Source organism: Kitasatospora sp. NPDC057904, assembly GCF_042887925.1.
Lineage (GTDB): Bacteria > Actinomycetota > Actinomycetes > Streptomycetales > Streptomycetaceae > Kitasatospora.
The window spans coordinates 270,858-296,413 of record NZ_JBHVOL010000005.1; the positions used below are offsets into that span (position 1 = coordinate 270,858).

Here is a 25,556-nt window from a genome sequence, read left to right on the forward strand (position 1 = left end):
GGGGGAGGCCGGCCCGGTCGGGTGCGGGGTCGGCGGTATCAAGGACCAACCTTCTCATCACTGGAGGTCCGATCCCGGCCATCGGCGCTGCTGCCGCGCGGTGTCTGCGCGGGATCGTCACCGGCGGGGCCGTCCTCGACGGCGTGGTCCCCGGGGCCCCCGTGGTCCGCGTCGCCGGCGTCGTCCGCGTCGTCGGTGTCCTCGGGCTTCCCGCCCGGGCCGGCCGTCCCGGCGTCGCCGATCGGCTGGTCGCCGTCCTCGTGCGGCTGCCCGGCCCGCCGCTTGCGCTGGCGGAAGAACCGCAGGGCGGCCAGCAGGAGCAGCAGCACCCCGCCCGCGAAGACGTACAGCACGCCGTTGGTCACCGAGGTGACCTCCACCTGGAAGTTCTGCGCCTGGCCGTACGGGCGCGGGTTGGGCCCGGTGGTGAAGAGCTGGGCGGTCATCTGGACCGGGCCGTTGTTGCGGGCCTGGGCCTGGAACCGCACGGTGACGCCCTGCGCGGCCGGGATGACCAGGTCCTCCTGCGGGGCGACCCACAGCCGGTTCTGCTGGTGCGAGACGAGGTGCAGGCTCAGGTTGGTGACCGTCTGGGTGAGGTCGTTGCGGACGCTGACCTGGAGCTGGCCGGTGTTCCCGGCGAGCGTGACGACCGTCTTCTTGGGCACCTGCACCGCGCCGGTCAGCTCGCCGAGGTACTTCTTCACGCCTTCGCGGTACGCGTCTCCCCCGGGCGCGTCGGAGCGCCACTCGGTGGACAGCGAACGGACCATGGCCGCGCTGAACGGGCCGCGCACGCGCTGCGGCAGGGTGAGCACCTGCATCAGGGTGTCGAGGTCGTACTGGACGCTGTCGGTGTTGCTGAGGTCGGTGGCCGACAGCTCGGTGGCGCGGGCCTTGGCCGGGTAGTCGGCGGCGGCCGGGACGGCGGTGGCGGCGCCGGGGTCGGGCGCGGCCTGCGCCACGGTGTCCAGCTTGACCGGCTCGACCCACTTGCCGCCCGCCGCCGTCTGGAGGGCGCCCGCCAGCACCTTGGCGGTGCTCACGGTCAGGTCGCGCGGCGGCAGGACCAGCAGGCCGCGCTGGTTCTGCGGCTGCTCGTGGGTGATCGCGTAGGTCTCGGCGAGGAAGCGCTGGGTCGCCAGGGTCTGCGCCTGCGGAGTGCTCAGGTCGCCGTCGAACAGGGCGGAGACGGTCTCGTCCGCCACGAGGGCGTTCTGCCCGTTGCCGACCGGGCGCACCGCGGTCGGCGTGTGGTTGAGCGCGTCCGGCTCCGGCATGCTCGCGCCGTTCACCAGCAGCAGGTCGCTGCCCGCCTGCTTGGCGACGCCGGCGATCTGCTGGTCCAGGTAGCCCTGGTAGGGCCAGGCGACGTCGGAGCGGGTGTCCACGGACAGCCGGCCTTCGACCGTCAGCCGGCCCGCGGTGGCGGCCTTGTTCAGGGCGGTGCCCATGCCGCCCAGGTCGGCGCCGTTGTGGGCGATCGAGGCGACGTCCGGGTCGGCGTACGGCAGCGCCACGACCTGGTTGCCGGGCTTGGCGACGGCGGCCCGCAGCTTGTCCAGCCAGGCCGTCGCGGCCGCCTGCCCGGTGCCGTTGACGACGTTGTCGTCCTTGGCCGGCTTGCCGTTCTTCTCGGTGCCCGGCTTCTGGACCTTGTACCCCTTGGTCATCGCGAACGCGGTGTCCAGCAGGTCCGGGTCGATCGTCCAGGTCAGGCCGGTCAGCTTCGAGCCGGTGTCCACCAGCTCGTACAGCCGGCCGCCCGGGGCGAACTCGGTCGCCAGGCTGTCGTCGCGCAGCACCGAGAGCGTCTGCTCGCCCTCGGCGACGGTCTGCGCGGCCAGCTCCGGCCCGTGCACCAGCGGCCAGACCGTGGCGACCCTGGTCGGCTGGGCGTCGGCGTTCGAGCTGTACGTCAGGAAGGTGCGGGCGATGCCCAGCGCCCGCTCGTGCTGGTTGTCCGCGGTCGAGCCCCAGGCGTCCACCGCGAGCTCGTAGACGCCGTCGCCGTTCAGCGAGAGGTCGTTGACCGCGACACCGAGGGTGTAGGCCTGGCTCTGGCCGGGGGCGAGCTCGGGCAGCGCGTACTGCGGGCTGTCCAGCTCTATGCCGTCCGCGCCGAGCGGGGCGGTGCGGGCGACCACGTTCTGCAGCTCGCTGCGCCGCTGCAGCGGCTTGCCCAGCGACGGCTTGCGGACGGCCGCGTGGGCGCCCTTGAGCACCGACTTGCCGCCGTTGGTCACGTGCCCGGTGATCGTCACCGTGCCGTTCGGGCTGGCCACCTGCGGGGCCACCGTGTCGATCGTCATGATCACCGGGGACTCGGCCGAGACCGACCCGTCCGTGGCCGGCACGTTGCCGCCGGCCGGCAGTGCGCCGGCCGGGGCGGCCGCGACCACCGCCAGCGCGGCTCCCAGGGCGGCCGCGAGCCGCCGGGCCGTGCGGCGGCCGGGGCGCCGCCCGTCGGCGGGGTCCCCGGGCCGTCCAGGCCGTCCGTGCGCCCCCAGGCCCGAGTGCCGTGCCGGCTCACTCACTCGTTTCGCCCTCGCCGTTCTCGCTCGCTGCTGCTGTCGGTGTTCGCTTGACGCTGTTCGCCGCTCGGTGCCGCGACCGCCGCCGCGGGCCGAGAGGATCAGCCGTGCGAAGCAGCCGGGTGGGACGGCCGTGAAGAGTGCGGCCTCCGGTCGCCCGGCCGGCCGTGGTGGCACGCGGCACCGCAATCCCCTGTCCGGTGCCCGAGAACTCGTTCACCGGCATGGTAACGATGCGGCACCGGGTGCGGTGTTGCGGGTCTTGGGGTGAGACGCCGAAAACGCGCGGGCGGTTGACCTGCGCGGGCACGTACCCTTGTGAGCCGTGTCCACTGCCAATGAGCCCACCGCCCTCACCCATCCTTCCAGCACCGCCACCCAGGCCGTACCAGGCCTGAGCGAGGCCCAGACCCTGGGCCTCCAAGAGCTGCTGCGGGTGTCGCCGGTCGCCGACGAGATCGCCCGCCGCTTCCAGGCGGCCGGGCACCGGCTGGCGCTGGTCGGCGGCTCCGTGCGGGACGCGCTCCTGGGCCGGCTCGGCAACGACCTGGACTTCACCACCGACGCCCGCCCCCAGCAGGTCCTCAAGCTCGTCAAGGGCTGGGCGGACGCGGTCTGGGACGTCGGCATCGCCTTCGGCACGGTCGGCGCCCGCAAGGACACCCCGCAGGGCTCGTTCCTGATCGAGATCACCACCTACCGGTCCGAGGCCTACGACCGCACCTCCCGCAAGCCCGAGGTCACCTACGGCGACACCATCGAGCAGGACCTGGTCCGCCGCGACTTCACCGTCAACGCGATGGCCGTCGACCTGCCCGGGCGCGGCTTCGTCGACCCGCACCACGGCCTGGACGACCTGGAGGCCCGGGTGCTGCGCACCCCCGCCACCCCCGAGGAGTCCTTCTCCGACGACCCGCTGCGGATGATGCGCGCCGCCCGCTTCGCCGCCCAGCTCGACTTCGACCCGGCCCCCGAGGTCGTCGCCGCGATGACGGCGATGGCCGAGCGGATCACCATCGTCTCGGCCGAGCGGGTCCAGGCCGAGCTCAACAAGCTGCTGCTGGCCGCCCACCCGGTGAAGGGCCTGCGCCTGCTGGTCGACACCGGCCTGGCCGGGCACGTCCTGCCCGAGCTGCCTGCGCTGCGCCTGGAGCGCGACGAGCACCACCGGCACAAGGACGTCTACGAGCACTCGCTGACCGTCCTGGAGCAGGCCGTCGACCTGGAGCAGGACGGCCCCGACCTGACCCTGCGGCTGGCCGCGCTGCTGCACGACATCGGCAAGCCGCGCACCCGCCGCTTCGAGTCGGACGGCCGGGTCTCCTTCCACCACCACGAGGTGGTCGGCGCCAAGATGACCCGCAAGCGGATGCGCGATCTCAAGTACTCCAAGGAGCTCACCGAGGACGTCTCGCGCCTGGTCGAGCTGCACCTGCGCTTCCACGGCTACGGCGGCGGCGAGTGGACCGACTCCGCGGTGCGCCGCTACGTCGCCGACGCCGGGCCGCTGCTGGAGCGCCTGCACAAGCTGACCCGCTCCGACTGCACCACCCGCAACCGCAAGAAGGCGGCGACGCTGTCGCGCACCTACGACGGCCTGGAGCAGCGGATCGGCGAGCTGAAGGCCCGGGAGGAGCTGGACGCCATCCGCCCGGCGCTCGACGGCAACCAGATCATGGAGCTGCTCGGCCTGCGGCCGGGCCCGCAGGTCGGCAAGGCTTACCAGCACATGCTCGAACTGCGGCTGGAGCACGGCCCGATGGAGCACGGCGAGGCGGTGGCCGCCCTCCGCGCCTGGTGGGCGGAGCAGCCGCAGGGCTGAGCGAACGCGCGGAGGGGCGGTCCCGGGGTGCCGGGACCGCCCCTCACGCGTGCCCGGTCAGGTGTGGATCGACTGCAGGCACAGGACGTAGCTCAGCGCCGGCATCCCGGTGCTCGTGCGGACGTAGTTGCTGTCGGACTTCGGCTGGGCCGCGCAGACCTTCTCGTCCGAGGTCGCCAGGTACTTCCAGAGCACCTTGTACTGGGCGCGCTGGTCGGTGCACGGCAGCATGGTGATCCGGGGGGTCGGATCGTACGTCGCCCCGGTGCCGTTCTCGTTGCGCAGGCAGTCGCCGGCCTTGGCGGAGTCGATGCTCGCCGGCGCCGGGACCGGGGCCTGCGGCTTGCCGGAGGTGTCCGGCGGCAGCGAGAAGGTCGGCGCGGGGATCGGTGGCATGCTGAAGCTCGGCATCGGCGGCACCGACACGGTGGGCATGACGATCGGGTGGGGCACGTACGGGTCGTTCTTGGGGGCGAACGCGCCCGCGGCGATCAGCGCGATCACCGTGATGATCCAGCCGACCGGGAGCAGCAGCATGAACACGTGCGGGCGCTTGGACAGCGGGACGCCCGGGTCGAGCTGCGGGCCGTGGGTGCCGGGGGCGGGCGGCGGCAGTTGCTTGAGCTTGTTGTGCGGGCCCAGGTTCAGCAGCAGCGTGATGATCGTCATCGGCGCGCCGAGGTAGCTCCACCAGCCCTGGACCAGGGTCTTCGCGGACATGTCGCGCACGGTGGCATCGCCGCAGACGCGGCAGAACGGCCCCCGCAGCTTCAGGAACCGCATGATCACGATGATGCCCTGGTGGCCGCGGACGGTGGCCTCCACGGCGGGGAAGCCGCCGCAGAAGCGGCAGACCGGGCCCTGCGGGACGGCGCCGCCCGGGTAGCCGTAGCCGTACGCCGACGGGTCGGGCGTGGGCGCGGCGGGCGGGTAGCCGTAGTTCATCGGCGGCGGGGGCGGGACGGGCTGGCCGTACGGGTTGCCGCCGGCGTACGGGTTGGCGTCGTTCGGCGGCGGGGCGCCGTAGGGCATCTGGGGAGGCGGAACGGACAAGGGGTCCCCCGGGGAAACGGTGACGGACAAGTCGGACGGGCCGGACGGGAACTCCGGCCGGAGGTCAGGAGGCGCCGACCGGTGCGGTGCCGGCGGGCTTCAGCGGGCCGAGGCAGAGCACGTAGCGCTTCTTGTTCCAGCGGCGGCCGCTCTTGCCGGAGACGGCGCTGGTGGACTGCGGCGTCTGCCGGCAGCGGTTGGTGTCGGTGGTGTCCTCGAACTTCGACAGGACTCGGTAATTCGCCTTGCTGTCGGTGCACTTGACGATCTCGACGTCGCGGGTGCCGCTCACCCGGACGCAGTCGCCCGGCTTGGCACTGCTGACGCTCGGACCGCTGAAGAGGTAGCCGCCGCCCACCACGGCGGCGGCGATCAGCACGCCGAAGGCCTTCAGCTTCGAGCGGGTGGTGCGCTTGCCGCCCGGCGCACCGGCGGCCGGGGCGGGCTGCGGGTAGCCGTACGGCCCGGCGGGCGGGTACGGCTGCGCCGGCTGCGGGGGCCCGCCGTACGGCTGCTGCGGAGCCCCGTACGAGGGCGGCGGCGGCCCGTACCCCGGCGGGCCGGGCTGGGCGGGCACCTGCGGGGGCGGCGGACCGTACGGCTGCGCCCCGTACCCCGGCGGCGGACCGTACTGCGCGGCCGGCGGGGGCGGCCCGTACTGGGGTGGAGGCCCGTAGGGGCCGGGCGGTGTGCTCATCAGGTAGTCCCCCGTGACCGAGTGCTGTCGCTCCGACAGGTCTGACGTACCTTAGCGACCCTCTCCGACGCCCCCGGTTTCGAGCCCCCGCGGAACCTCAGGAGGCCTGGTCACCGGGCAGCGGCTCGTGCCGCCGGGCCGCGCGGAAGAACAGCAGCGCCGACAGCGCGTACACCGCGGCCACCCCGACGACCACCACGACCGACCGCCCGGACAGCGGCAGCACCAGCGCGGTGACGACCGCGGCGGCCACGAAGGCGACGTTGAACAGCACGTCGTAGATGGCGAACACCCGGCCGCGGTAGTCGTCCTCGACGGACTCCTGGACCACGGTGTCCGCGCAGATCTTGGTGCCCTGGGTGACGACCCCGAGCAGCAGCGCGGCCACCAGGCACGGCACCAGCGAGAAGCTCAGCCCGAGCGCCGGGACGAACACCACCGGCGCGACCAGGCAGGCCGTCATCCAGCCGGCCAGGCCGAGCCGGCGGGAGCACCACGGGCTGACCACCGCCGCGATGAAGAACCCGGCGGCGGACAGGCCGACCGCCTGGCCGAGGGTGACCAGCCCGGCCGAGCTGTCCGCCGGGTCGTTGAAGGTGTACCGGGCGAGCATCACCACGACGACGATCAGCACGCCGTAGCAGAACCGGGCCGCGGTGACGGCGGCCAGCGCGTGCACGGCGGGCCGGCAGTCGCGCACCAGGTGGCGGACGGCGGCGCCGAGCTCGACCGCGGCCCGGAGGAGGGCCTGGCCGAGCGCCGGGCGCCCGGCGTGGCGTTCGGGGCCGAGCAGGTCGCGGTCCATCCGGCGGGCGGCCAGCGCGGCCGACAGGTAGAGCAGTGCGGCCACCGTGACGAGCGCGGCGTCGGCCTTCGGCCCGGGCATCATCACCTGGTGCAGGAGGAAGCCGATGCCCCCGCCGAGGGCGGCGGCGACGGTGCCGAGGGTGGGGGAGAGCGCGTTGGCGGTGACCAGCTGGTCCTGCCGCACCACCCGGGGCAGGGCCGCGGAGAGGCCCGCCAGGATGAACCGGTTGAGCGCCGTGACCAGCAGGGCCGAGGCGAAGAAGAGCCAGGTCGGCGCCTCGGCCAGGAGCAGCGCCCCGGTCACCAGGCCGAGCCCGAAGCGGGCCAGGTTGCCGACGTAGAGCACCTGGCGGCGGCGCCAGCGGTCCAGCAGGACGCCGGCGAACGGGCCGATCACCGAGAACGGCAGCAGCATCACGGCCAGCACCGAGGCGATGTCGGCGGGGGAGGACTGCTTCTCCGGGGAGAACACGACGTAGGCGGCCAGCGAGACCTGGAAGACGCCGTCCGAGAGCTGGGAGAGCACCCGGGCGGTCAGCAGTCTGCGGAAGTCCCGGCCCCGGAGCAGCTGGAGGAGCGTGGCGCGCTGCGCGGACTGGTGGGTGCTGCCGTTCTCGGTGATCGCCACCCGCCCAGGGTGCCACGGAACCGGTCGCCGTTTCACGTGAAACATTCGCCGGGAAAAGGTGAAGGGCCCACGATCCCGCGATCGTGGGCCCTTCCGAGGAGCTATGAGCGGTTATGAACCGTCAGTGCTCAGCGCTCGGTGTTCAGCGCTCAGTGCTCGACAGTCGAGAACCTCGCTGCGCTCAGCGCTCGACCTCGCCGCGGATGAACTTCTCGACGTTCTCCTTGGCCTCGTCGTCGAAGTACTGCACCGGCGGCGACTTCATGAAGTACGAGGAGGCGGACAGGATCGGGCCGCCGATGCCGCGGTCCTTGGCGATCTTGGCGGCGCGGACGGCGTCGATGATGACACCGGCGGAGTTCGGGGAGTCCCAGACCTCGAGCTTGTACTCCAGGTTCAGCGGGACGTCGCCGAACGCGCGGCCCTCGAGGCGGACGTACGCCCACTTGCGGTCGTCCAGCCAGGCCACGTAGTCCGAGGGACCGATGTGGACGTTCTTGGCGCCCAGCTCGCGGTCGCGGATCTGCGAGGTGACGGCCTGGGTCTTGGAGATCTTCTTCGACTCCAGGCGCTCGCGCTCCAGCATGTTCTTGAAGTCCATGTTGCCGCCGACGTTCAGCTGCATGGTGCGCTCGAGGATGACACCGCGGTCCTCGAACAGCTTCGCCATCACGCGGTGCGTGATGGTGGCGCCGACCTGGGACTTGATGTCGTCACCGACGATCGGCACGCCGGCCTCGGTGAACTTGTCCGCCCACTCCTTGGTGCCCGCGATGAACACCGGCAGGGCGTTCACGAAGGCGACCTTGGCGTCGATGGCGCACTGGGCGTAGAACTTCGCCGCCTGCTCGGAGCCGACGGGCAGGTAGCAGACCAGGACGTCGACCTGCTGGTCCTTGAGGACCTGGACGACGTCGACCGGGGCCTCGTCGGACTCCTCGATGGTCTCCCGGTAGTACTTGCCCAGGCCGTCGAGGGTGTGGCCGCGCTGCACGGTGACGCCGGTCGGCGGCACGTCGCAGATCTTGATGGTGTTGTTCTCGCTGCTGCCGATGGCGTCGGCCAGGTCGAAGCCGACCTTCTTGGCGTCGACGTCGAACGCGGCGACGAACTCCACGTCACGGACGTGGTAGTCGCCGAACTGGACGTGCATCAGCCCGGGGACCTTGCCGGCCGGGTCGGCGTCCTTGTAGTACTCGACACCCTGCACCAGCGACGCGGCGCAGTTGCCCACGCCCACGATGGCTACGCGAACCGAACCCATTCCGGTTGCTCCCTGTGATCTCATGAGGGCCGCCGGGGTCGGCGGCACTCGTCCTGCTTCTTCGAATGACTGCTTGTACGGGCGCGAGGCGCCCACTCCTGCCGCGCGGCTGACGCGGGCTCAGCGCTCCTGGGCGGAGCGCCCCGGGCGGTCGTACGGTGGCCCGGACGGGTCGGGGGACCCGGTCTCCTGGCCACGGCCGTCCGAAGTCTTGGGGTGTCCGGCGGCGGGGCTGCCGCCGGTGGCGGGCCCGGTCCGGCCGGTGCGGTTGGCCCGCTCGGTCTCGATCAGCTCGTTGAGCCACCGGACCTCGCGCTCCACCGACTCCAGTCCGTGCCGCTGCAGCTCGATGGTGTAGTCGTCGAACCGCTCGCGGGCCCGGGCCAGCGAGTTGCGCATCCGCTCCAGGCGCTCCTCCAGCCGGCTGCGGCGGCCCTCCAGGACGCGCATCCGCACGGCCCGGTCGGTCTGGCCGAAGAACGCGAAGTGGACGCCGAAGTGCTCGTCCTCCCAGGCGTCGGGGCCGGAGTCGGCGAGCAGCTCCTCGAAGCGCTGCTTGCCCTCGGGGGAGAGCCGGTAGACGGTCTTGGACCGCTTGCCGTTGAGCGCCGTGGCCGGGACGTACTCGACGTCCGGGTTGTCCTCGACCAGGAAACCCTGGGCGACCAGGCTCTTCAGGCAGGGGTAGAGCGTTCCGTAGGAGAGGGCCCGGAAGGTTCCGAGCAGGATGTTGAGCCGCTTGCGCAGCTCGTAGCCGTGCATCGGGGCGTCGTGGAGCAGGCCGAGGACGGCGAACTCCAGCACTCCTGAGCGCCTGCCCATGCCGTCGTCCTCCTTCCCCTCGACCGGTGTCCGGCCGCCGTCTCCGGCGGTATGCCGCTTCGATGTATCGGCTCGATATATCGAGAACAGTAAACCTGGCCCTCCGAACGGGCAAGGGGGGCACGCGTGAATGTGATCACAAGCCGACGCGCGGGGATGGTTGGCAACGGCCGTGTAATGATCTGTTGCCCTTTTGCGGTATTTGGCGACTGATGCCCGATTAGGTGCATTTCAGGTCTGCGTACGCTGTCGCGTGTGCACGAGGACCACCTCCGGGGTTAGGGCGGTTGGCGGGCATCGAACGTGAACCCTGCCTTCAGGCTGGAACCGCCTGGCGAGGAGTGGCTGGAACATGAGCGAACGACGGCGGAGGACGCCGGGCCCGGGTGACGAGGGCCAACGGCCCCCGGGTGACGGAGCCCGCCGGGGCGGGCCAGGGCCGGACGAACTGAGCTCGCAGGGGCTGGGCCGGCGCCGCCCCCCGGGCGTCCGGGACACCGCTCAGCAGCCTCGGATGACCAGGGCGGAGATGCGCAAGGCCGCCCAGAAGAAGGGCAAGGGCGGCCGGGGCGCCGCTGCCGCGGCCTCCGCCGCGGCGGCCGGACCCGGCAAGAAGCGGTTCATCGACTACCCGCGGTTCGGCAAGACCGGCGTCCGGCGCTGGCTGCCGTCCTGGAAGCAGTGGCTGAGCGGCTTCCTGCTCGTCTTCGGCTGCTTCGTGGGCCTGGTGTTCTACCTGTACCAGACCACCGAGGTCCCGAAGCTCAACGACCTGGTGAAGGACCAGAACACCATCTACTACTGGGCCGACGGCTCGGAGATGGTGCGCAAGGGCGAGACGAACCGTCAGATCGTCGAGCTCAAGGACATCAGTCCCACCCTGCAGAACGCCGTCATCGCCGCGGAGAACCAGGACTTCCGCAACGACAGCGGCATCGACCCGAAGGGCATGCTCCGCGCCGTCTACAACATGGCGAAGGGCGGCGAGACCCAGGGCGCCTCGACGATCACCCAGCAGTACGTGAAGAACGCCTACCTGAGCCAGGAGCAGACCCTCAGCCGCAAGCTGAAGGAGTTCTTCATCACGCTGAAGCTCAACCAGCAGATCGGGAAGGACGAGATCCTCACCGGCTACCTGAACACCAGCTGGTTCGGCCGCGGCGCGAACGGTGCCCAGGCCGCCGCCCAGGCGTACTACGGAGTGGACGCCAAGGACCTCAACCTCTGCCAGAGCGCCATGCTGGCGGGCCTGCTCAAGGGCGCGGCGTACTACGACCCCACCGTCCCGGCCAACAAGGAACGGGCCGAGGGGCGGTGGTCGTGGATCCTCGACAACATGGTGAAGATCAAGGCCGTCACCCCGGAGGAACGTGCCAAGTGCACGGCCTTCCCGGACCCGCTCCCGCGCAAGACCTCCTCGAACATGAACGGCGAGATCAGCTACCTGGTCGACACCGCCAACCGGTACGTCACCAGCAAGGACCCCTCGATCACCCAGCAGGTGATCGACAAGGGCGGCCTGAAGATCTACACGACCTTCGAGAAGGACAAGGTCGACGCCCTGAAGAAGGCCGTCGACGACGTCAAGGCCGCGACGCTCGACCCGCAGAAGCGTCCCGACAACGACAAGTTCATCCAGTTCGGCTCCGCCAGCATCCGGCCCGGTGACGGCGCGATCGCCGCGCTCTACGGCGGCGACGGCGTGGAGAACGGCCACTTCGACAACAACGCCGAGGCCACCGGCGTCCAGGTCGGCTCGACCTTCAAGCCCTTCGTGCTGTCCACCGCGATGCAGGTCGGCGTCCAGACCGCGAAGGACGACAGCGGCAAGCCGAAGCGGATCAACGCCGACAGCCGCTACCTCGCCGACGACCTGTCCGAGATCCGCAAGCCGGACGGCTCGCTGGTGATCGGCGACGACGGCAAGCCCTACCGGCAGAAGAACGAGGACTCCAGCAAGCACGGCTACGTCTCGCTGCGGCAGGCCATGCAGTTCTCGTACAACGTACCGTTCGTCCAGCTGAACCAGGACGTCGGCGGCCAGAACGTGGCCGACATGGCCGTGCAGATGGGCATCAAGAAGGAGAGCCTGGCCGACCCGAAGACCCCGACCTTCCCGCTCGGCACCTCGACCATCAGCCCGATCCGGATGGCCACCGCCTACGGGACGCTCGCCGCCAGCGGCAAGGAGGCCGAGCCCTACTCGGTCACCAAGGTCGAGGTGAACGGCGTGGAGCGGACCGGCTTCACCAAGCCCCAGCTCAAGCAGGCGCTGGAGGCGCCCGTCGCCGACAACGTCACCGACGTGCTGGTCAACGTGGCGAAGAACGGTACCGGTACGAAGAGCAAGGACCTGGGCCGCCCGGTCGCGGGCAAGACCGGTACCACCGACCAGAACAAGTCGGCCTGGTGGGTCGGCTACACCCCGCAGCTGGTCACCAGCGTCGCGATGTGGCGCGAGGACCCGAACAACCACGTGCGGCTCTCGCTCAACGGCACCGGCGGCAAGGAGTCGATCCACGGTGGTGACATCCCGACCGACATCTTCACCCGGTACATGAAGGTCGCGCTGGCGAACGAGAAGAAGCTGGACTTCCCGGCGCCGACCGCGATCGGCAGCGAGGTCGACTCCTCGGGCGCCCCGGTCTCGCCGACCGCCACGCCCACGCCGACCATGACCGACACCCCGTCGGCGCCGGCCACCCAGCCGCCGACCGGCAACCAGCCCCCGTCGAACGGCGGCCAGCCGCAGCCCCCGCAGCCCACCCAGGGCGGCGGCTGCGTCCCGGGCGTCGACTGCCCCGGCCCGCAGCCGAGCCAGCCGCCCAAGACCCACCCCGGTCCTTCGAGCACCTGTCTGCTGGGCCTGTGCCCGACGCAGCAGCCCTCGTCGACGCCGACGGACAGCACCCCGCCGCCGACCAAGCCGGGCAAGCCCACCCCGTCGGGCTCGTCCGCGGGCGGCACCCAGGGCGGTTAGCCGGCGTCGGCCGGACAGCGGTGAAACGGCGGTGGCGGTCCTCCACGGAGGGCCGCCACCGCCGTTTCGTCATGATTCGCCACGGCCCGGACGGCCCCTCCGCGGGGGCCTCCTCGTCCCGGCGGGGCCGGTGCGGCAGGATGTCCGGCATGACGTCGAGCGCACCTGACGAATCCGCCGGCCTGACCGGGCCCAGCGACGCCGTCGGGCCTGCCCCGGCGCCCGTCGCCGCCGCCGGGCCGCCGGCCAACACGGTGGTGGTCCCGGCCGACGAGGACCCGGTGGCCGCGGCCGGCAGCGAGTTCTTCGGCGGCCCGCCCGGCCGCCGGGCGCTGCTGGGCGTCTCGTGGTGGGTCCCGGTGCGCGTCCTGGCGCTCGCCGTCATCGTCATCTCGGTGCTCGGCATGGTGCAGAAGGCGCCCTGCTACAGCCACGCGTGGTTCCAGGCGGGCTCGCCGCAGTACATCCACGCCTGCTACAGCGACATCCCGCACCTGTTCGCCGGACGCGGCTTCGCCGCCGGGCTGCACCCGTATGTCGACCGCATTCCGGGCTCCTCGGGGGACCTCCAGTACCTGGAGTACCCGGTGCTGACCGGCCTGTTCATGCAGATCGCGGCCTGGCTGACGCCGGGCGGCGGCACCCAGCAGGACCAGGAGCAGTGGTTCTGGGCGATCAACGCCGGCCTGCTGATGGCCTGCGCGGTGGTCGCCGCGGTGGCGCTCTCGCGCACCCACCGGCGCCGTCCGTGGGACGCGCTGCTGTTCGCGCTCGCGCCCGTCCTGCTGCTCAACGGCACCGTCAACTGGGACCTGCTCGCGGTCGCGCTGGCCGCCGTCGCGATGGCCTGGTGGGCGGGCTCCCGGCCGCTCTGGGCCGGCGTGTTCATCGGCCTCGCCACCGCCGCCAAGCTCTACCCGCTGCTGCTCCTCGGCCCGCTGCTGGTGCTGTGCTGGCGGGCCGGCAAGTGGCGCGAGTTCCGCGCGGCGCTGGGCGGCGCGCTCGGCGCCTGGCTGCTGGTCAACCTGCCGATCATGATCGCCAACTGGCAGGGCTGGTCGACCTTCTACGTCTTCAGCAACCACCGCGCCGAGGACTACGGCTCGTTCTGGCTGATCGTCATGCAGAACCGCGGGACCGGGCTGGAGTACCTCAACTCCTACATCGCGGCGCTCATGGTGCTGGGCTGCGCGGCCATAGCATGGCTGGGCCTCTCGGCGCCCCGCCGCCCGCGCTTCGCGCAGCTGGCGTTCCTGGTCGTCGCCCTGTTCATCGTGGTCAACAAGGTCTACTCGCCGCAGTACTCGCTCTGGCTGCTGCCGCTCGCGGTGCTGGCCCGGCCGCGCTGGCGGGACTTCCTGGTCTGGCAGGCCTGCGAGGTGCTGTACACCCTGGGCATCTGGTCCCACCTGGGCTTCGTCACCGGGACCAAGCAGCACGGCATCGGCGAGGCCTGGTACCACTTCGCGATCGTGCTGCACCTGCTGGGCACGCTCTACCTGGTCGCCCTGGTGGTCCGCGACGTCCTGCTGCCGGACCGCGATCCGGTGCGCTGGGACGGCAGTGACGACCCGTCCGGAGGGGTGCTCGACCGGGCCCCCGACGCGGTCGTGATCGGGGCCGCCCGCCGCCTGCGCGAGGACGAGAGCTACGCGGAGTACGCGCCGGCCGGCCCCGGGCAGTGGCTGGACGAGCCGGAACTGCCGGAGCCGGCCGAGAAGGGCTAGCGGGAGCGGGGCCTCCGCGGGAGGCCCCGGCGGGAGGGCCTCAGCGGTCCACGACGCGGTCGAAGTGCGTCGTGGTGTGCCGGACCTGCAGGCCGAGCTCGTCGCCGATCACCGGCGCCTTGGTCTCGCCGTCCAGGAACAGCAGCGAGACCTGCATGTGCGGCGGCTCGGCGAACCAGAGCTGCTTGCCGGCCCAGTGGAACGGCGACTTGGTCTTGTTGACGGTCGCCAGGCCGGCCCGCGCGATGCCCTTGGCCCGCGCGCCCATGCTCGCCACGTACTTGGGGGCCTCCAGGCCGATGCCGTGCGCGGTGCCGCCGGCGACCACGACGATGTGGCCGTCGGAGGGCGCCGGGTGCTGGCGGTAGCCGTAGCGGTCGCCCTTCTTCACCGGGGTGACGTCCAGGACCGTCGCCCGGACCTCCAGCGCGCCGTGGTCGCCCAGCCAGAGCCGGGTGCCGATCCGGGCGCGGAAGACGGTGCCCGGGTAGCGCTGGGCCAGCTGGTCCATGCCGGCCGAGCCGAGGTGGCTCACGAACACGGTGTCCACCGGGATCCCGGCCGCCCGGGCGGTGTCCACCCAGTACGCGACCTCCTCGACCGGGCTGGAGCCGTCCGGCCGGTCCATCGGCAGGTGCAGCGCGAGGCCCTCGAAGGAGACGCCCTCCAGCTCGGCGGCGACCGCCGGCAGGTCGGCCGCGCTCACGCCGTGCCGGCGCATGGTGGTCATGCACTCCACGACCACCCGGGCGCCGTGCAGCGCGCGCAGCGCGTCCACGCTCGCCACCGTCCGGATCACCCGGGCGTGCGGCAGCGGGAGCACCTCCTCGCCGATCCGGTAGGGGGTGAGCACCAGCAACTCGCCGCCGTACCACTCGGCGGCGTCGGCCGCCTCGTAGGCGGTGCCGACGGCCAGCACCCCGGTGCCGAGCAGCGTCGCCTCCTCGGCCAGCCGGTGGTTGCCCAGGCCGTAGCCGTTCCCCTTGGCGACCGGCACCAGGCCGGGGAACTCGGCGAGGACGGAGCGCTGGTGGGTGCGCCAGCGTTCGGTTTCGAGGTAGAGCGACAGCGTCATCGGGTCAGCCTCCTCAGCGGCGGGACATGTAGAGGTCGAGGGCCTTGTGCAGCAGCTTGTTGAGCGGGAAGTCCCACTCGCCGAGGTACTCGGCCGCCTGCCCGCCGGTGCCGACCTTGAACTGGATCAGGCCGAACAGGTGGTCGTTCTCGTCCAGGGTGTCGCTGATGCCGCGCAGGTCGTACACGCCGCCGCCCAGCGCGTAGGAGTCGCGCATCATCCGCCACTGGATGGCGTTGGACGGCTTGACCTCGCGCTTGTGGTTGGCCGAGGCGCCGTAGGAGTACCAGACGTGCTCGCCGACCACGAGCATCGTGGTCGCGGCCAGCGGTTCGCCCTCGTGGTAGGCGATGTAGAGGCGCATCCGGTTCTGGTCCTCGGCGGTGAGGGCCTTCCACATGCGCTGGAAGTAGGAGAGCGGGCGCGGGGTGAACTTGTCGCGCTCGGCCGTCACCAGGTAGAGCTGGTGGAAGATCGGCAGCTCGTCGTAGCCGCCCTGGTACACCTCGACGCCGCTCTTCTCGGCCTTCTTGATGTTGCGGCGCCAGAGCTGGTTGAAGTTCTTGTGGATGTCGTCCAGCGAGCGGTTGGCCAGCGGCACCTGGAAGACGTAGCGCGGCTGGACGTCGCCGAAGCCGGCGCCGCCGTCCTCGCCCTGCAGCCAGCCGGCCTTGCGCAGCCGGTCGGCCACCTCGAAGGCGCGCGCCTCGTACCAGTCGGCCTCGACGTCGCGCAGGCGCTTGGCCTGCTTGCCGGCGATGGCCTCCTTGATGGTGGGGGCGTTCCAGCGGCGGATGACGATCGGCGGGCCCATCTTCACCGAGAACGCGCCCTGCGCCTTGAGGTGGGCGAGCATCGGGGAGAGCCAGCGGTCGAGGTCGCGGTCGAACCAGTCGATGACCGGGCCCTCGGGCAGGTAGGCCAGGTAGCGCTTGACCTTGGGCAGCTGCCGGTAGAGCACCAGGCCGGCGCCGACGAGCTGGTTGCCCTCGTCGAACCAGCCGATCGACTCCGAGCGCCACTCGGCCTTCACGTCGCCCCAGGACGGGACCTGCATGTGGCTGGCCGAGGCACGGCTCCTGATGAAGGCGAGGTGCTCCTCGCGGGTGATCGTCCTCAGGCGCAGGCTCATGCTCGGTGCTCCTCGTCGGTCGGGCTGTGGTGGCCCCGGGTTCTCGGGGTGACCCTATCGTCCGGTGGCACCGGCGCCCGTGGGCGCGGGCGTGACGGCGCCCCCGTGCGTACCTGTCTCCTGCAGATACGCGACGGGGGCGCCGAGGGTTCCTGTCGAGGGGGCCGGAAGCGGTCCCGGAGGCCCGGGATCAGCCCCAGAGGCCGCCCCGGGCGATGCCGAGGTAGAAGCCGACGGCGGAGGCGCCGAGCGTGATCATCAGGACGAAGCGCTCGGCGGTGGTGACCGAGACGAACATGCCCCAGAGCCCCGCGACGATGCCGAACAGGCCCGTCCACGAGGTCAGCAGGTGCAGGTTGTAGAAGAACGACGTGGTGAAGGAGACGACGCCCAGCAGCGCGGTCAGCGCCACCAGGGCGTTCTCCCGGGGGTGCGGGTGGCCGTCGGTGTTGAGGGTGAGGGCGGGCATGCGGTGGACGGACTGTGCCATGTGTCCCACCTCCTGGCGTGGAGACGAACGGGCAGGAATCCCGTTCCGTCCAGATTGCGGCGGTTGGACTGGTCTCACAACCCCTATGCGTTTTGTTCGGCCGTACGGGTGCGGGTAGGCTGTGCCGTCTGCACTGGTGTAGTTGTGCCCCCTTGCGCCCTCTTGCGGGCGGCCGCCCGATCGGGTGAGCGGGGCCCGACTGTCGGACCCGGCCGCTACGGTGGGCCGGTGTCGTCACACGCTCCGGTGCCGACGCTGCACAACCCTCCTGCCACGGAGAGACCGTGGCCGTTGAGTCCAAAGGAGGTGGGTTACCCATGCGTCACTACGAGGTGATGGTCATCCTCGACCCCTCGGTCGAGGAGCGCGCTGTCTCCCCCCTGATCGAGAACTTCCTCACCGTCGTCCGCAACGCCGGCGGCAAGGTGGAGAAGGTCGACACCTGGGGTCGTCGCCGTCTGGCTTACGAGATCAACAAGCAGTCCGAGGGCATCTACTCGGTCATCGACCTGAAGGCCACGCCTGAGGTCGTCAAGGAGCTCGACCGCCAGATGGGCCTGAGCGAGTCGGTTCTGCGGACCAAGGTCCTGCGCCCGGACACCCACTGAGCCACCTCTGAGGCCTTCGGGTCTCGGGTAGCTCGCGACCGCTGTTTCACGTGAAACAGCGGTGAACGGACATCTTCCCGAGAGGTCATCACCACCATGGCAGGCGAGACCGTCATCACCCTCGTCGGCAATCTCGTCGACGACCCCGAGCTGCGCTTCACCCCGTCGGGTGCGGCGGTCGCGAAGTTCCGCATCGCGTCCACCCCCCGCACCTTCGACCGTCAGACGAACGAGTGGAAGGACGGCGAGAGCCTCTTCCTCACGTGCAACGTCTGGCGGCAGCCGGCGGAGAACGTGGCCGAGTCGCTGCAGCGCGGCATGCGCGTCATCGTGCAGGGCCGACTGCGCCAGCGGTCTTACGAGACCAAGGAAGGCGAGAAGCGGACGGTCTTCGAGGTCGAGGTCGACGAGGTCGGCCCGAGCCTGCGCTCGGCGACTGCCAAGGTCACCCGGGCCAACCGTTCCGGTGGCCCCGGCGGCCCCGGTGGCGGCTTCGGCGGCCAGCAGGGCGGCCAGGGCGGCGGCGGTGGCAACTGGGGCGGCGGTGGCGGCCAGCAGGGCGGCGGCTGGGGTGGAAACTCCGGCGGCCAGTCCGGCCCCTCCGACGACCCGTGGGCTTCCAGCGCCCCGTCCGGCGGCCAGCAGGGCGGCGGCGGCTGGGGTGCCCCGTCCGGTGGCGGCTTCTCGGAAGAGCCCCCGTTCTAAAGAGCTGACAGATTTCGTGCGGCCCGGCCGCCGGCGTCCCCGGACGCCCGCCGGGTCGTGAACCCCAAATGGAGCACACAATGGCGAAGCCGCCTGCTCGCAAGCCGAAGAAGAAGGTTTGCGTCTTCTGCAAGGACAAGGTCAACTACGTTGACTACAAGGACACGAACCTGCTGCGGAAGTTCATCTCCGACCGCGGCAAGATCCGTGCCCGCCGGGTCACCGGCAACTGCACCCAGCACCAGCGTGACGTCGCCACGGCCGTGAAGAACAGCCGTGAGATGGCGCTGCTGCCCTACACCAGCACCGCGCGCTAAGAGAGGGTGACCAAGTAATGAAGATCATCCTCACGCACGAGGTGCCGGGTCTCGGCTCCGCCGGCGAGGTCGTCGAGGTCAAGGACGGCTACGCCCGCAACTTCCTGGTCCCGCGCGGCTTCGCCATCCGCTGGACCAAGGGTGGCCAGAAGGACGTCGACGCGATCCGTCGCGCCCGCAAGATCCACGCCATCCAGACGCTCGAGGCCGCCAACGAGGTCAAGGGCAAGCTCGAGGGCGTCCAGGTCAAGCTGGCCGTCCGCTCGGGCGACGCCGGCCGTCTGTTCGGCTCGGTGACCCAGTCCGACGTCGTCGAGGCCATCAAGGCCGCCGGCGGCCCGGCCGTGGACAAGCGCGCCGTCGCGATCGCCTCGCCGATCAAGACCGTGGGCACCCACAAGGTCTCGGTCAAGCTGCACTCGGACGTCGTGGCCAACCTCGACGTCGCCGTCGTGGCTGCCTGAACCGCATAGCAGTGGCCCGAGGGCCGGACTCCTCCGCGGAGTCCGGCCCTCGGCGCTTTCCGGTCCGGGGCTCAGCCCCGGACCGCTCCGGTGACCAGCCACCTGCCGCCGCGGGCGCGCCGGACCATGAACCCGGCGCGGACCAGCATGAACAGGTTCATCGCCCACCACAGCCCGGCCAACCCGGTGCCCGTCGCCGGGACCGCGAGGGCCGCCGGCGCGAACACGGCCAGGGTCGCGAGCATCGCCCACGCCAGGTACGGGCCGTCCCCGGCGCCCATCAGGACCCCGTCCAGCACGAACACCAGGCCGCTCAGCGGCTGGGTGAGCGCGAGCAGCAGCAGCGCGGTGCCCAGCTGCGCCCGCACGGCCGGATCGGGCGTGAACAGCGGGACGTACAGCGGGCGGGCCACGACGACCAGCAGGCCCAGCACGACGCCGGACCCGATGCCCCACTCGACCATCCGCCGGGTGGCCGCCTTCGCCCCCGGGACGTCCGCCGCGCCCAGGTAGCGGCCGATGATCGCCTGGCCGGCGATCGCGATCGCGTCCAGCGCGAAGGCCAGGAAGCTGAACAGCGTCATGGCGATCTGGTGCGCGGCGACCTGGGTGTCGCCGAGCCGGGCGGCCACCGCGGTGGCGATCATCAGCACGGCCCGCAGGCTCACCGTCCGCACCAGCAGCGGACCGCCGGCCCTGGCGCTCGCCCGGATGCCCGTGAGGTCCGGCCGCAGCGAGGCCCGCTCCCGGCGGGCGCCGCGGACCACCACGACCACGTACACGGCGGCCATCCCGGTCTGCGCCAGCACCGTGCCCCAGGCCGAGCCGGCCACGCCGAGCCCGGCTCCGTAGACCAGGCCGGCGTTCAGGCCGATGTTGGCGGTGAAGCCCGCGACGGCGACCACGAGCGGCGTGCGGGTGTCCTGGAGGCCGCGCAGCACGCCGGTGGCGGCCATCACCATGAGCATCGCGGGGATGCCGAGGGAGCTGATCCGCAGGTAGGTCACGGCGTAGGGCGCGGCCGTGTCGGAGGCGCCGAGGACGTCCGCGGCCCAGGGGGCCAGCAGGAGGGTGAGCGCGACCACCGCGACGGACAGGCCCAGGGCGAGCCAGATGCCGTCGACGCCCTGCTGGACGGCGGCCCGGCGGTCCCCGGCGCCGATCCGGCGCGCCACGGCGGCGGTCGTGGCGTAGGCGAGGAAGACGAAGACGCCGGTGGCGGTGGAGAGTGCGGCCGCGGCGACGCCGACGCCGGCCAGCTGGGGGGTGCCGAGGTGGCCGACGATCGCCGAGTCGGCCATCAGGAAGAGCGGCTCGGCGACGAGCGCGCCGAAGGCGGGGACGGCGAGGGCGAGGATCTCGCGGTCGTGCCGGCGTCTGGAGGGTCCGGTGGTGGCGGCGGTCATGCGCTCCAGGTTACTCATCCACAGGTAATGACTGCTAGTGCCTGTTGTCCATTACTCGAACTGGTGAGTGGCGAGCCCGGCGGGCTCCGCGCCCACAGCCGTCCGGTGGTGTGTGAAGAATTTCTCATGCACAGACCCCGGAAGAGGTAACTCCAGGTCAGAGAGTTGACGTGGGGCCGATGGTCCGGTTATCCACAGGACCTTCCACAGGGGCGTCCACAGCTTTGCGGCAGTTCTCCACAGCCCAGGGCCGCTCGTCCACACCCCCTGTGGATAACCGTGTTGGCTGAAGGGCGTCCGGCCCCTTAGCGTGGGCTCTCCGCCCGACACTCCCACCCGCCCCGGCGTCCGTTTTGTCGGCCCCGTGGCGTACAAAGAGGAGCGGCTCCGCTCCAACTCGCACCACTCGCTGATCGGGGAACACGCGTGACCGGCCCCCAGTACGACGACCACGACGCCCCGCCGCCGGAGGACGACTGGCAGAACGCCGAGGACCCCTTCCCGGCCGGTGCGTTCGACGACGCGCCGTTCCCGGAAGGGCCCGGCGACCGGCTCCCGGTCTCGCGGGGTCGCGGCGGGGGCCAGGGCGACGGCTTCCAGAAGGGCGGGGGCGGGGGTTTCCAGAAGGGCTCCCAGAAGGGTGGGGGCGGCGGTTTCCAGAAGGGCTTCCAGAACGGCAAGGGCGACCGCCGGGACGACGGGGGCCAGGGCGGCGCCGAAGGCTTCGAGCGCGTCCCCCCGCAGGACCTAGCGGCCGAGCAGTCCGTCCTCGGCGGCATGCTGCTGTCCAAGGACGCGATCGCCGACGTCGTCGAGGTGCTCAAGCCGGCCGACTACTACCGGCCCGCGCACGAGATGATCCACGGCGCGATCCTCGACCTCTACGCCCGCGGCGAGCCGGCCGACCCGATCACCGTGGCCGGCGAGCTCACCAAGCGCGGCGAGCTCCAGCGCGTCGGCGGCGCCTCCTACCTGCACACCCTGGTCAACTCCGTCCCGACCGCGGCGAACGCCGAGTACTACGCCCAGATCGTCGCCGAGCGCGGGGTGCTGCGCCGGCTGGTCGAGGCCGGCACCCGGATCGCGGGCATGGGCTACGCGGCCGAGGGCGACGTCGACGAGATCGTCAACGCGGCACAGGCGGAGATCTACGCCGTCACCGAGCAGCGCACCAACGAGGACTACGCCCCGCTCGCCGACATCATGGAGGGCGCGCTCGACGAGATCGAGGCCATCGGCTCGCGCAACGGCCAGATGTCCGGCGTACCGACCGGCTTCGCCGACTTCGACCAGCTCACCAACGGCCTGCACCCGGGCCAGATGATCGTCATCGCGGCCCGTCCCGCCATGGGTAAGTCCACGCTCGCCCTGGACTTCGCCCGGGCCTGCTCGATCCACAACAAGCTGCCGAGCGTCATCTTCTCGCTCGAAATGGGGCGCAACGAGATCGCGATGCGCCTGCTCTCCGCCGAGGCCCGGGTGGCGCTGCACCACATGCGCTCCGGGAACATGACGGACGACGACTGGACGCGGGTCGCCCGCCGCATGCCGGACGTCAGCGAGGCGCCGCTGTTCATCGACGACTCGCCGAACCTGTCGATGATGGAGATCCGGGCCAAGTGCCGCCGGCTCAAGCAGCGCAACGACATCAAGCTGATCGTCATCGACTACCTCCAGCTGATGCAGTCCGGCGGCTCCCGCCGGGCCGAGAACCGCCAGCAGGAGGTCTCGGACATGTCGCGAAACCTGAAGCTGCTGGCCAAGGAGCTGGAGGTGCCGGTGATCGCGCTGTCCCAGCTGAACCGTGGTCCCGAACAGCGCACCGACAAGCGGCCGATGGTCTCCGACCTGCGAGAGTCCGGCTCGATCGAGCAGGACGCCGACATGGTCATCCTGCTGCACCGCGAGGACGCCTACGAGAAGGAGTCCCCGCGCGCGGGCGAGGCCGACCTGATCGTCGCCAAGCACCGTAACGGCCCGACGGCCACGATCACCGTCGCCTTCCAGGGCCACTACTCGCGCTTCGTGGACATGACCCGGGACTGACCCCGGCGCGTTGCGCGGCCTGCTGGTCGCCCTCGCGCTGCGGCCGGGGCGCGTCGTCCCGAAGGCCTCGCCGGTCGACCGGATCCGGCCCGCTCCGGGCCCGGCACCCCCCTGGCACGGCCTCCGACGTGGGGTGATCAAGGAATCGTGAAAGGGTTGTGTTCGAATGGGCTACCCTCCAGCGCGTGACGATTATCAGATCGCTGCCTCGGTGGGGGGCACACAAGGAGCGCCGTGCCGACCGTGCGGCCGCGCCGGCGAGCAGACTCGGCTGGCTGGACGCCCTGCGGGGCATCGCGGCGCTGGCCGTGGCGGCCCACCACTTCGAGATCTTCAGGCTGATCCCGAAGGGCGATGTCATCGCCGCCCACTTCGACCTGGGCTTCTACGGGGTCATCGCGTTCTTCATCGTCAGCGGGTACATCATCCCGGCCTCACTGGAACGCCGCGGTGACGTCCGGGCCTTCTGGATCGGCCGGGTCTTCCGGATCTACCCGGCGCTGATCGTGACCGTGCTCTTCGCCGAGTTCGTCCTGCCGCTCAGCTACCAGGTCGTCAGCTACGACGGCGTCCCGTACCACAAGCTCTGGCTGGCGGCCAACGGCCTGCTGCTGTCGGACATGCTGGGCGTCGTGAACGCGCTCGGCATCTCGTGGACGCTCGCGTACGAGATGCTCTTCTACTTCTTCGTCAGCAGCCTCTTCACGGTGGGCTGGCACCGGCGCAGCACGCCGATCGCGGTCGCGGCGGGGGCGATCGCGCTCGTCCTGGGCGTCTGGATCCCGTCGTACAGCCTGAACCACACCCTCACGGAGACCAACAACCTCGTCGCCGCCACCGTGGTCGTCGTGGTCATGGGCGTGCTCTGCATGCTCAGCGGCAACGCGCCGCTGGCCCGGGTCGGCGGTCTGCTGCTGGGCGGGCTCGGCCTGCTGCTGGTGTTCACCAACGGCCGGGACCCCGCGTACGAGAGCTTCACCATCCTCGCGACGATGTTCGCCGGCACGGTGATCTACCGGGCGCAGCACGGGCAGATCGAGCGCATCGAGGCCTGGCTGTCCGTCGGTTTCGTGGTGGTGGCGGGCGCCATGGTCGGGTGGATGTACAACCGGGACGCGATGGCGCGCGCGACCTCGACCTTCACCTGGCCGGCGTGGACCAACGCCTACCTGGCGGCCTGGGCGTCGTTCGGGCTCTTCTTCCTGCTGCGCAACCGGCGGCTGCCGCGCGTGCTGACCTGGCTGGGCGCGGTGAGCTTCTCGGTCTACCTGCTGCACTGGCCGGTGAAGAAGTTCCTGCTGTGGCGGCTCGGCTGGGACAGCAACCACTACTACGTCAAGCTGGCCGCGATGCCGTTCGCCGAGCGGTGGTCGTGGGTGGCCGGGTACGTCGCCGTGCTGCTGGTGGTCTGCTGGGTGGTGTACCGGCTGGTGGAGATGCCGTTCCAGAACCTGGGCCGCAAGCTGACCAAGGCGGTGAACCGGCGCTGGCCGCCGCAGTCGCTGGAGCCGGCCGCACCGGGAGCGCCGTCGGCCGCCGTACCGGTGCCGCGCCAGGAGTCGGAGCTGGTGGGCGCGGGTTCGTCGGGCGGGGCGGAACGCTCCGGCTGATCCGAGGGACATGAGGGCCGGGGGCGGCTCACGGGTGCGCACCCGTGAGCCGCCCCCGGCCCTTCGCGTTCGGCGGTCGCCGTCCTCAGATCGTCACGGTGGCCCGGAAGAGGGTGGTGGCCGTGCCGGAGAGGCGGGTGGGGGTGCCGGTGGCGGGGAGGAAGGCGGACTCGCCGCGGGAGAGGTCGAGGACGGTGCCGTCGGGGCCGGTGAGGCGGGCCGTGCCGGCGGTGCAGAGCAGGATCTGCGGGGTGCGGCCGTCGATCTCGCGGTCGGTGCCGTCCAGCCGGAAGCGGGAGAGGCGGAACTCGTCGATCGGGACGGGGTAGAGCTCCTCGCCCGGGGTGCCGTCCACCGGGGTGGGGTGGAGGACGTCGGGGGCGCCGGCCTCGAAGACGACCACCTTCATGAGCTCGGGCACGTCGATGTGCTTGGGCGTGAGGCCCGCGCGCAGCACGTTGTCGGAGTTGGCCTGGAGCTCGACGCAGACGCCGTGCAGGTAGGCGTGCGGCACGCCGGCGCCCAGGTAGAGGGCCTCGCCCGGGTGCAGCCGGAAGTGGTTGAGCAGCAGGCCGGCGATCAGGCCGCGGTCGCCGGGGAATTCGCGGGTGATCCGGGCGTACGCCGCGTAGGGGCCCTGCGGGTCCTCCTTGGCGGCGAGGTCCACCTGCGCGGCGGCCTGCCGGACGGCGTCGGCGGCGGTCGCGTCGTCCATGGTGAGGATCGCGGCCAGCGCGCGGCGCAGCGCCTCGGGCTCGTCCCCGGCGCTCAGCAGCTCGATGACCGGGGCGAGCGCGGGCACCGCCAGGCCGGCCAGCAGCGCGGCCGCCTCGGCGGCCGGGCGGAAGCCGCACAGGCCCTCGAACTCATCGAGCGCGCAGATGAGTTCGGGCTTGTGGTTGGCGTCGCGGTAGTTCCGCCGGGGGGCGTCCAGCGGGATGCCGAGGGCGTTCTCGGCGGCGAAGCCGGCCCGGGCCTGGTCGAGCGTGGGGTGGGCCTGGATGGAGATCGGGATGCCGGCCGCGAGGATCTTGAGCAGGAACGGCAGGGTGGGCCCGAAGCGCGCGACGGTCGCGGTGCCGAGCTCGCCCTCGGGGTCCGCGGCGATCAGCTCGTCCAGCGGGCGAGGCCCCGCGCCCCGGTCCGTGCGGGAGGGGTCGCCGGGGTGGGCGCCCATCCACAGTTCGGCCTGCGGCTCGCCGGTGGGGTCCTGCCCGAGGAGTTCGGGGAGGGCGGTGGCCGATCCCCAGGCGTACGGGCGGATGGTGTTGACGAGCCTGTCCATGCGCGCGGTCCTACTCCTTCGCTGCGGTGGCGGGGTGTGCCGGATCGGCGGCCAGCGGATCGTCCTCGGCGGGCCGGGCGGGCG

At 71.5% G+C, this 25,556-nt stretch carries 20 protein-coding genes; 9 read left to right on the top strand and 11 right to left on the bottom strand.

The window, feature by feature from the left end; all coding sequences use genetic code 11:
* Positions 1–38 precede the first annotated feature (38 nt).
* Entirely contained in the window at positions 39–2,537 is a 2,499-nt protein-coding gene (locus ACFVSN_RS15660) for a DUF6049 family protein (RefSeq protein ID WP_387955446.1), read from the bottom strand.
* A 391-nt stretch (positions 2,538–2,928) separates the two neighbouring features.
* Between ACFVSN_RS15660 and ACFVSN_RS15665 the strand changes: the two genes are divergently transcribed.
* Positions 2,929–4,356 carry a CCA tRNA nucleotidyltransferase gene (locus tag ACFVSN_RS15665; protein ID WP_387955601.1) on the top strand — a complete coding sequence of 476 codons (1,428 nt, stop codon included), beginning with the start codon at positions 2,929–2,931 and terminating at the stop codon, positions 4,354–4,356.
* Positions 4,357–4,413: 57 nt separating this feature from the next.
* Here the strand turns inward: ACFVSN_RS15665 and ACFVSN_RS15670 are convergent, their stop codons facing one another.
* From ACFVSN_RS15670 to ACFVSN_RS15690, 5 genes are all read right to left on the bottom strand, one after another.
* Positions 4,414–5,388 carry a hypothetical protein gene (locus ACFVSN_RS15670; RefSeq protein WP_380499267.1) on the bottom strand — a complete coding sequence of 325 codons (975 nt, stop codon included), beginning with the start codon at positions 5,386–5,388 and terminating at the stop codon, positions 4,414–4,416.
* Between the two features lie 85 nt (positions 5,389–5,473).
* Positions 5,474–6,106, bottom strand: a complete 633-nt coding sequence (locus ACFVSN_RS15675) for a hypothetical protein (protein ID WP_387955448.1) — start codon at positions 6,104–6,106, stop codon at positions 5,474–5,476.
* Between the two features lie 97 nt (positions 6,107–6,203).
* Positions 6,204–7,541 (bottom strand): MFS transporter, encoded by a 1,338-nt coding sequence (locus ACFVSN_RS15680; RefSeq protein ID WP_387955450.1) that lies wholly within the window; start codon positions 7,539–7,541, stop codon positions 6,204–6,206.
* Positions 7,542–7,722: 181 nt separating this feature from the next.
* Positions 7,723–8,805, bottom strand: coding sequence for an inositol-3-phosphate synthase (locus ACFVSN_RS15685; protein ID WP_360227589.1), 1,083 nt, complete (start codon positions 8,803–8,805; stop codon positions 7,723–7,725).
* A 120-nt stretch (positions 8,806–8,925) separates the two neighbouring features.
* Positions 8,926–9,627, bottom strand: coding sequence for a PadR family transcriptional regulator (locus ACFVSN_RS15690; protein WP_380441713.1), 702 nt, complete (start codon positions 9,625–9,627; stop codon positions 8,926–8,928).
* 514 nt (positions 9,628–10,141) lie between these two features.
* On the opposite strand from ACFVSN_RS15690, the gene ACFVSN_RS15695 reads away from it, so the two are divergent.
* A complete protein-coding gene (locus ACFVSN_RS15695) occupies positions 10,142–12,607 on the top strand; it encodes a transglycosylase domain-containing protein (RefSeq protein WP_387601694.1) in 2,466 nt (821 codons plus the stop codon).
* 149 nt (positions 12,608–12,756) lie between these two features.
* Positions 12,757–14,334, top strand: a complete 1,578-nt coding sequence (locus tag ACFVSN_RS15700) for a glycosyltransferase family 87 protein (RefSeq protein ID WP_380441709.1) — start codon at positions 12,757–12,759, stop codon at positions 14,332–14,334.
* A gap of 40 nt (positions 14,335–14,374) precedes the next feature.
* Here the strand turns inward: ACFVSN_RS15700 and ACFVSN_RS15705 are convergent, their stop codons facing one another.
* The 3 genes from ACFVSN_RS15705 to ACFVSN_RS15715 form a co-directional block, all read right to left on the bottom strand.
* The gene (locus ACFVSN_RS15705; protein ID WP_380441707.1) at positions 14,375–15,409 is read right to left on the bottom strand and encodes an alanine racemase; all 1,035 of its coding nucleotides are present in this window, start codon (positions 15,407–15,409) and stop codon (positions 14,375–14,377) included.
* Positions 15,410–15,422: 13 nt separating this feature from the next.
* Entirely contained in the window at positions 15,423–16,541 is a 1,119-nt protein-coding gene (locus ACFVSN_RS15710; RefSeq protein ID WP_380441705.1) for a lipid II:glycine glycyltransferase FemX, read from the bottom strand.
* Positions 16,542–16,731: 190 nt separating this feature from the next.
* Positions 16,732–17,031 carry a hypothetical protein gene (locus tag ACFVSN_RS15715; RefSeq protein ID WP_380441703.1) on the bottom strand — a complete coding sequence of 100 codons (300 nt, stop codon included), beginning with the start codon at positions 17,029–17,031 and terminating at the stop codon, positions 16,732–16,734.
* A 317-nt stretch (positions 17,032–17,348) separates the two neighbouring features.
* Here ACFVSN_RS15715 and rpsF point away from each other — a divergent pair, with 317 nt between their 5' ends.
* The 4 genes from rpsF to rplI all read left to right on the top strand — a co-directional run bounded on the left by rpsF (position 17,349) and on the right by rplI (position 19,125).
* On the top strand, positions 17,349–17,639 hold the full coding sequence (rpsF, locus tag ACFVSN_RS15720; protein WP_063348486.1) for a 30S ribosomal protein S6: 291 nt from the start codon (positions 17,349–17,351) through the stop codon (positions 17,637–17,639).
* 96 nt (positions 17,640–17,735) lie between these two features.
* Positions 17,736–18,344: a single-stranded DNA-binding protein gene (locus tag ACFVSN_RS15725; RefSeq protein ID WP_387955452.1), complete on the top strand. Its 609-nt coding sequence runs from the start codon at positions 17,736–17,738 to the stop codon at positions 18,342–18,344.
* 80 nt (positions 18,345–18,424) lie between these two features.
* A complete protein-coding gene (gene rpsR, locus ACFVSN_RS15730) occupies positions 18,425–18,661 on the top strand; it encodes a 30S ribosomal protein S18 (RefSeq protein WP_030304537.1) in 237 nt (78 codons plus the stop codon).
* A 17-nt stretch (positions 18,662–18,678) separates the two neighbouring features.
* Positions 18,679–19,125 carry a 50S ribosomal protein L9 gene (rplI, locus tag ACFVSN_RS15735; protein WP_363647663.1) on the top strand — a complete coding sequence of 149 codons (447 nt, stop codon included), beginning with the start codon at positions 18,679–18,681 and terminating at the stop codon, positions 19,123–19,125.
* Positions 19,126–19,196: 71 nt separating this feature from the next.
* Here the strand turns inward: rplI and ACFVSN_RS15740 are convergent, their stop codons facing one another.
* Positions 19,197–20,531, bottom strand: a complete 1,335-nt coding sequence (locus tag ACFVSN_RS15740; RefSeq protein WP_380499643.1) for an MATE family efflux transporter — start codon at positions 20,529–20,531, stop codon at positions 19,197–19,199.
* 426 nt (positions 20,532–20,957) lie between these two features.
* Here ACFVSN_RS15740 and dnaB point away from each other — a divergent pair, with 426 nt between their 5' ends.
* Both dnaB and ACFVSN_RS15750 read left to right on the top strand, forming a co-directional pair.
* Positions 20,958–22,577 (top strand): replicative DNA helicase, encoded by a 1,620-nt coding sequence (gene dnaB, locus ACFVSN_RS15745; protein ID WP_380499644.1) that lies wholly within the window; start codon positions 20,958–20,960, stop codon positions 22,575–22,577.
* Between the two features lie 185 nt (positions 22,578–22,762).
* Positions 22,763–24,187, top strand: a complete 1,425-nt coding sequence (locus ACFVSN_RS15750) for an acyltransferase family protein (protein ID WP_380499645.1) — start codon at positions 22,763–22,765, stop codon at positions 24,185–24,187.
* Between the two features lie 85 nt (positions 24,188–24,272).
* Here ACFVSN_RS15750 and manA read toward each other — a convergent pair whose 3' ends face one another.
* A complete protein-coding gene (gene manA / locus ACFVSN_RS15755; protein WP_387955454.1) occupies positions 24,273–25,472 on the bottom strand; it encodes a mannose-6-phosphate isomerase, class I in 1,200 nt (399 codons plus the stop codon).
* Positions 25,473–25,556 lie beyond the last annotated feature (84 nt).

What these genes read in the sequence shown, in the direction of transcription:
- rpsF (WP_063348486.1), top strand. Translation starts at nt 17,349, where the DNA reads ATGCGTCACTACGAGGTGATGGTCATCCTCGACCCCTCGGTCGAGGAG.
- ACFVSN_RS15710 (WP_380441705.1), bottom strand. Translation starts at nt 16,541, where the DNA reads ATGAGCCTGCGCCTGAGGACGATCACCCGCGAGGAGCACCTCGCCTTC.
- ACFVSN_RS15740 (WP_380499643.1), bottom strand. Translation starts at nt 20,531, where the DNA reads ATGACCGCCGCCACCACCGGACCCTCCAGACGCCGGCACGACCGCGAG.
- rplI (WP_363647663.1), top strand. Translation starts at nt 18,679, where the DNA reads ATGAAGATCATCCTCACGCACGAGGTGCCGGGTCTCGGCTCCGCCGGC.
- ACFVSN_RS15670 (WP_380499267.1), bottom strand. Translation starts at nt 5,388, where the DNA reads ATGCCCTACGGCGCCCCGCCGCCGAACGACGCCAACCCGTACGCCGGC.
- manA (WP_387955454.1), bottom strand. Translation starts at nt 25,472, where the DNA reads ATGGACAGGCTCGTCAACACCATCCGCCCGTACGCCTGGGGATCGGCC.
- rpsR (WP_030304537.1), top strand. Translation starts at nt 18,425, where the DNA reads ATGGCGAAGCCGCCTGCTCGCAAGCCGAAGAAGAAGGTTTGCGTCTTC.
- ACFVSN_RS15725 (WP_387955452.1), top strand. Translation starts at nt 17,736, where the DNA reads ATGGCAGGCGAGACCGTCATCACCCTCGTCGGCAATCTCGTCGACGAC.
- ACFVSN_RS15690 (WP_380441713.1), bottom strand. Translation starts at nt 9,627, where the DNA reads ATGGGCAGGCGCTCAGGAGTGCTGGAGTTCGCCGTCCTCGGCCTGCTC.
- ACFVSN_RS15700 (WP_380441709.1), top strand. Translation starts at nt 12,757, where the DNA reads ATGACGTCGAGCGCACCTGACGAATCCGCCGGCCTGACCGGGCCCAGC.
- ACFVSN_RS15705 (WP_380441707.1), bottom strand. Translation starts at nt 15,409, where the DNA reads ATGACGCTGTCGCTCTACCTCGAAACCGAACGCTGGCGCACCCACCAG.
- ACFVSN_RS15695 (WP_387601694.1), top strand. Translation starts at nt 10,142, where the DNA reads ATGACCAGGGCGGAGATGCGCAAGGCCGCCCAGAAGAAGGGCAAGGGC.
- ACFVSN_RS15685 (WP_360227589.1), bottom strand. Translation starts at nt 8,805, where the DNA reads ATGGGTTCGGTTCGCGTAGCCATCGTGGGCGTGGGCAACTGCGCCGCG.
- ACFVSN_RS15715 (WP_380441703.1), bottom strand. Translation starts at nt 17,031, where the DNA reads ATGGCACAGTCCGTCCACCGCATGCCCGCCCTCACCCTCAACACCGAC.
- ACFVSN_RS15675 (WP_387955448.1), bottom strand. Translation starts at nt 6,106, where the DNA reads ATGAGCACACCGCCCGGCCCCTACGGGCCTCCACCCCAGTACGGGCCG.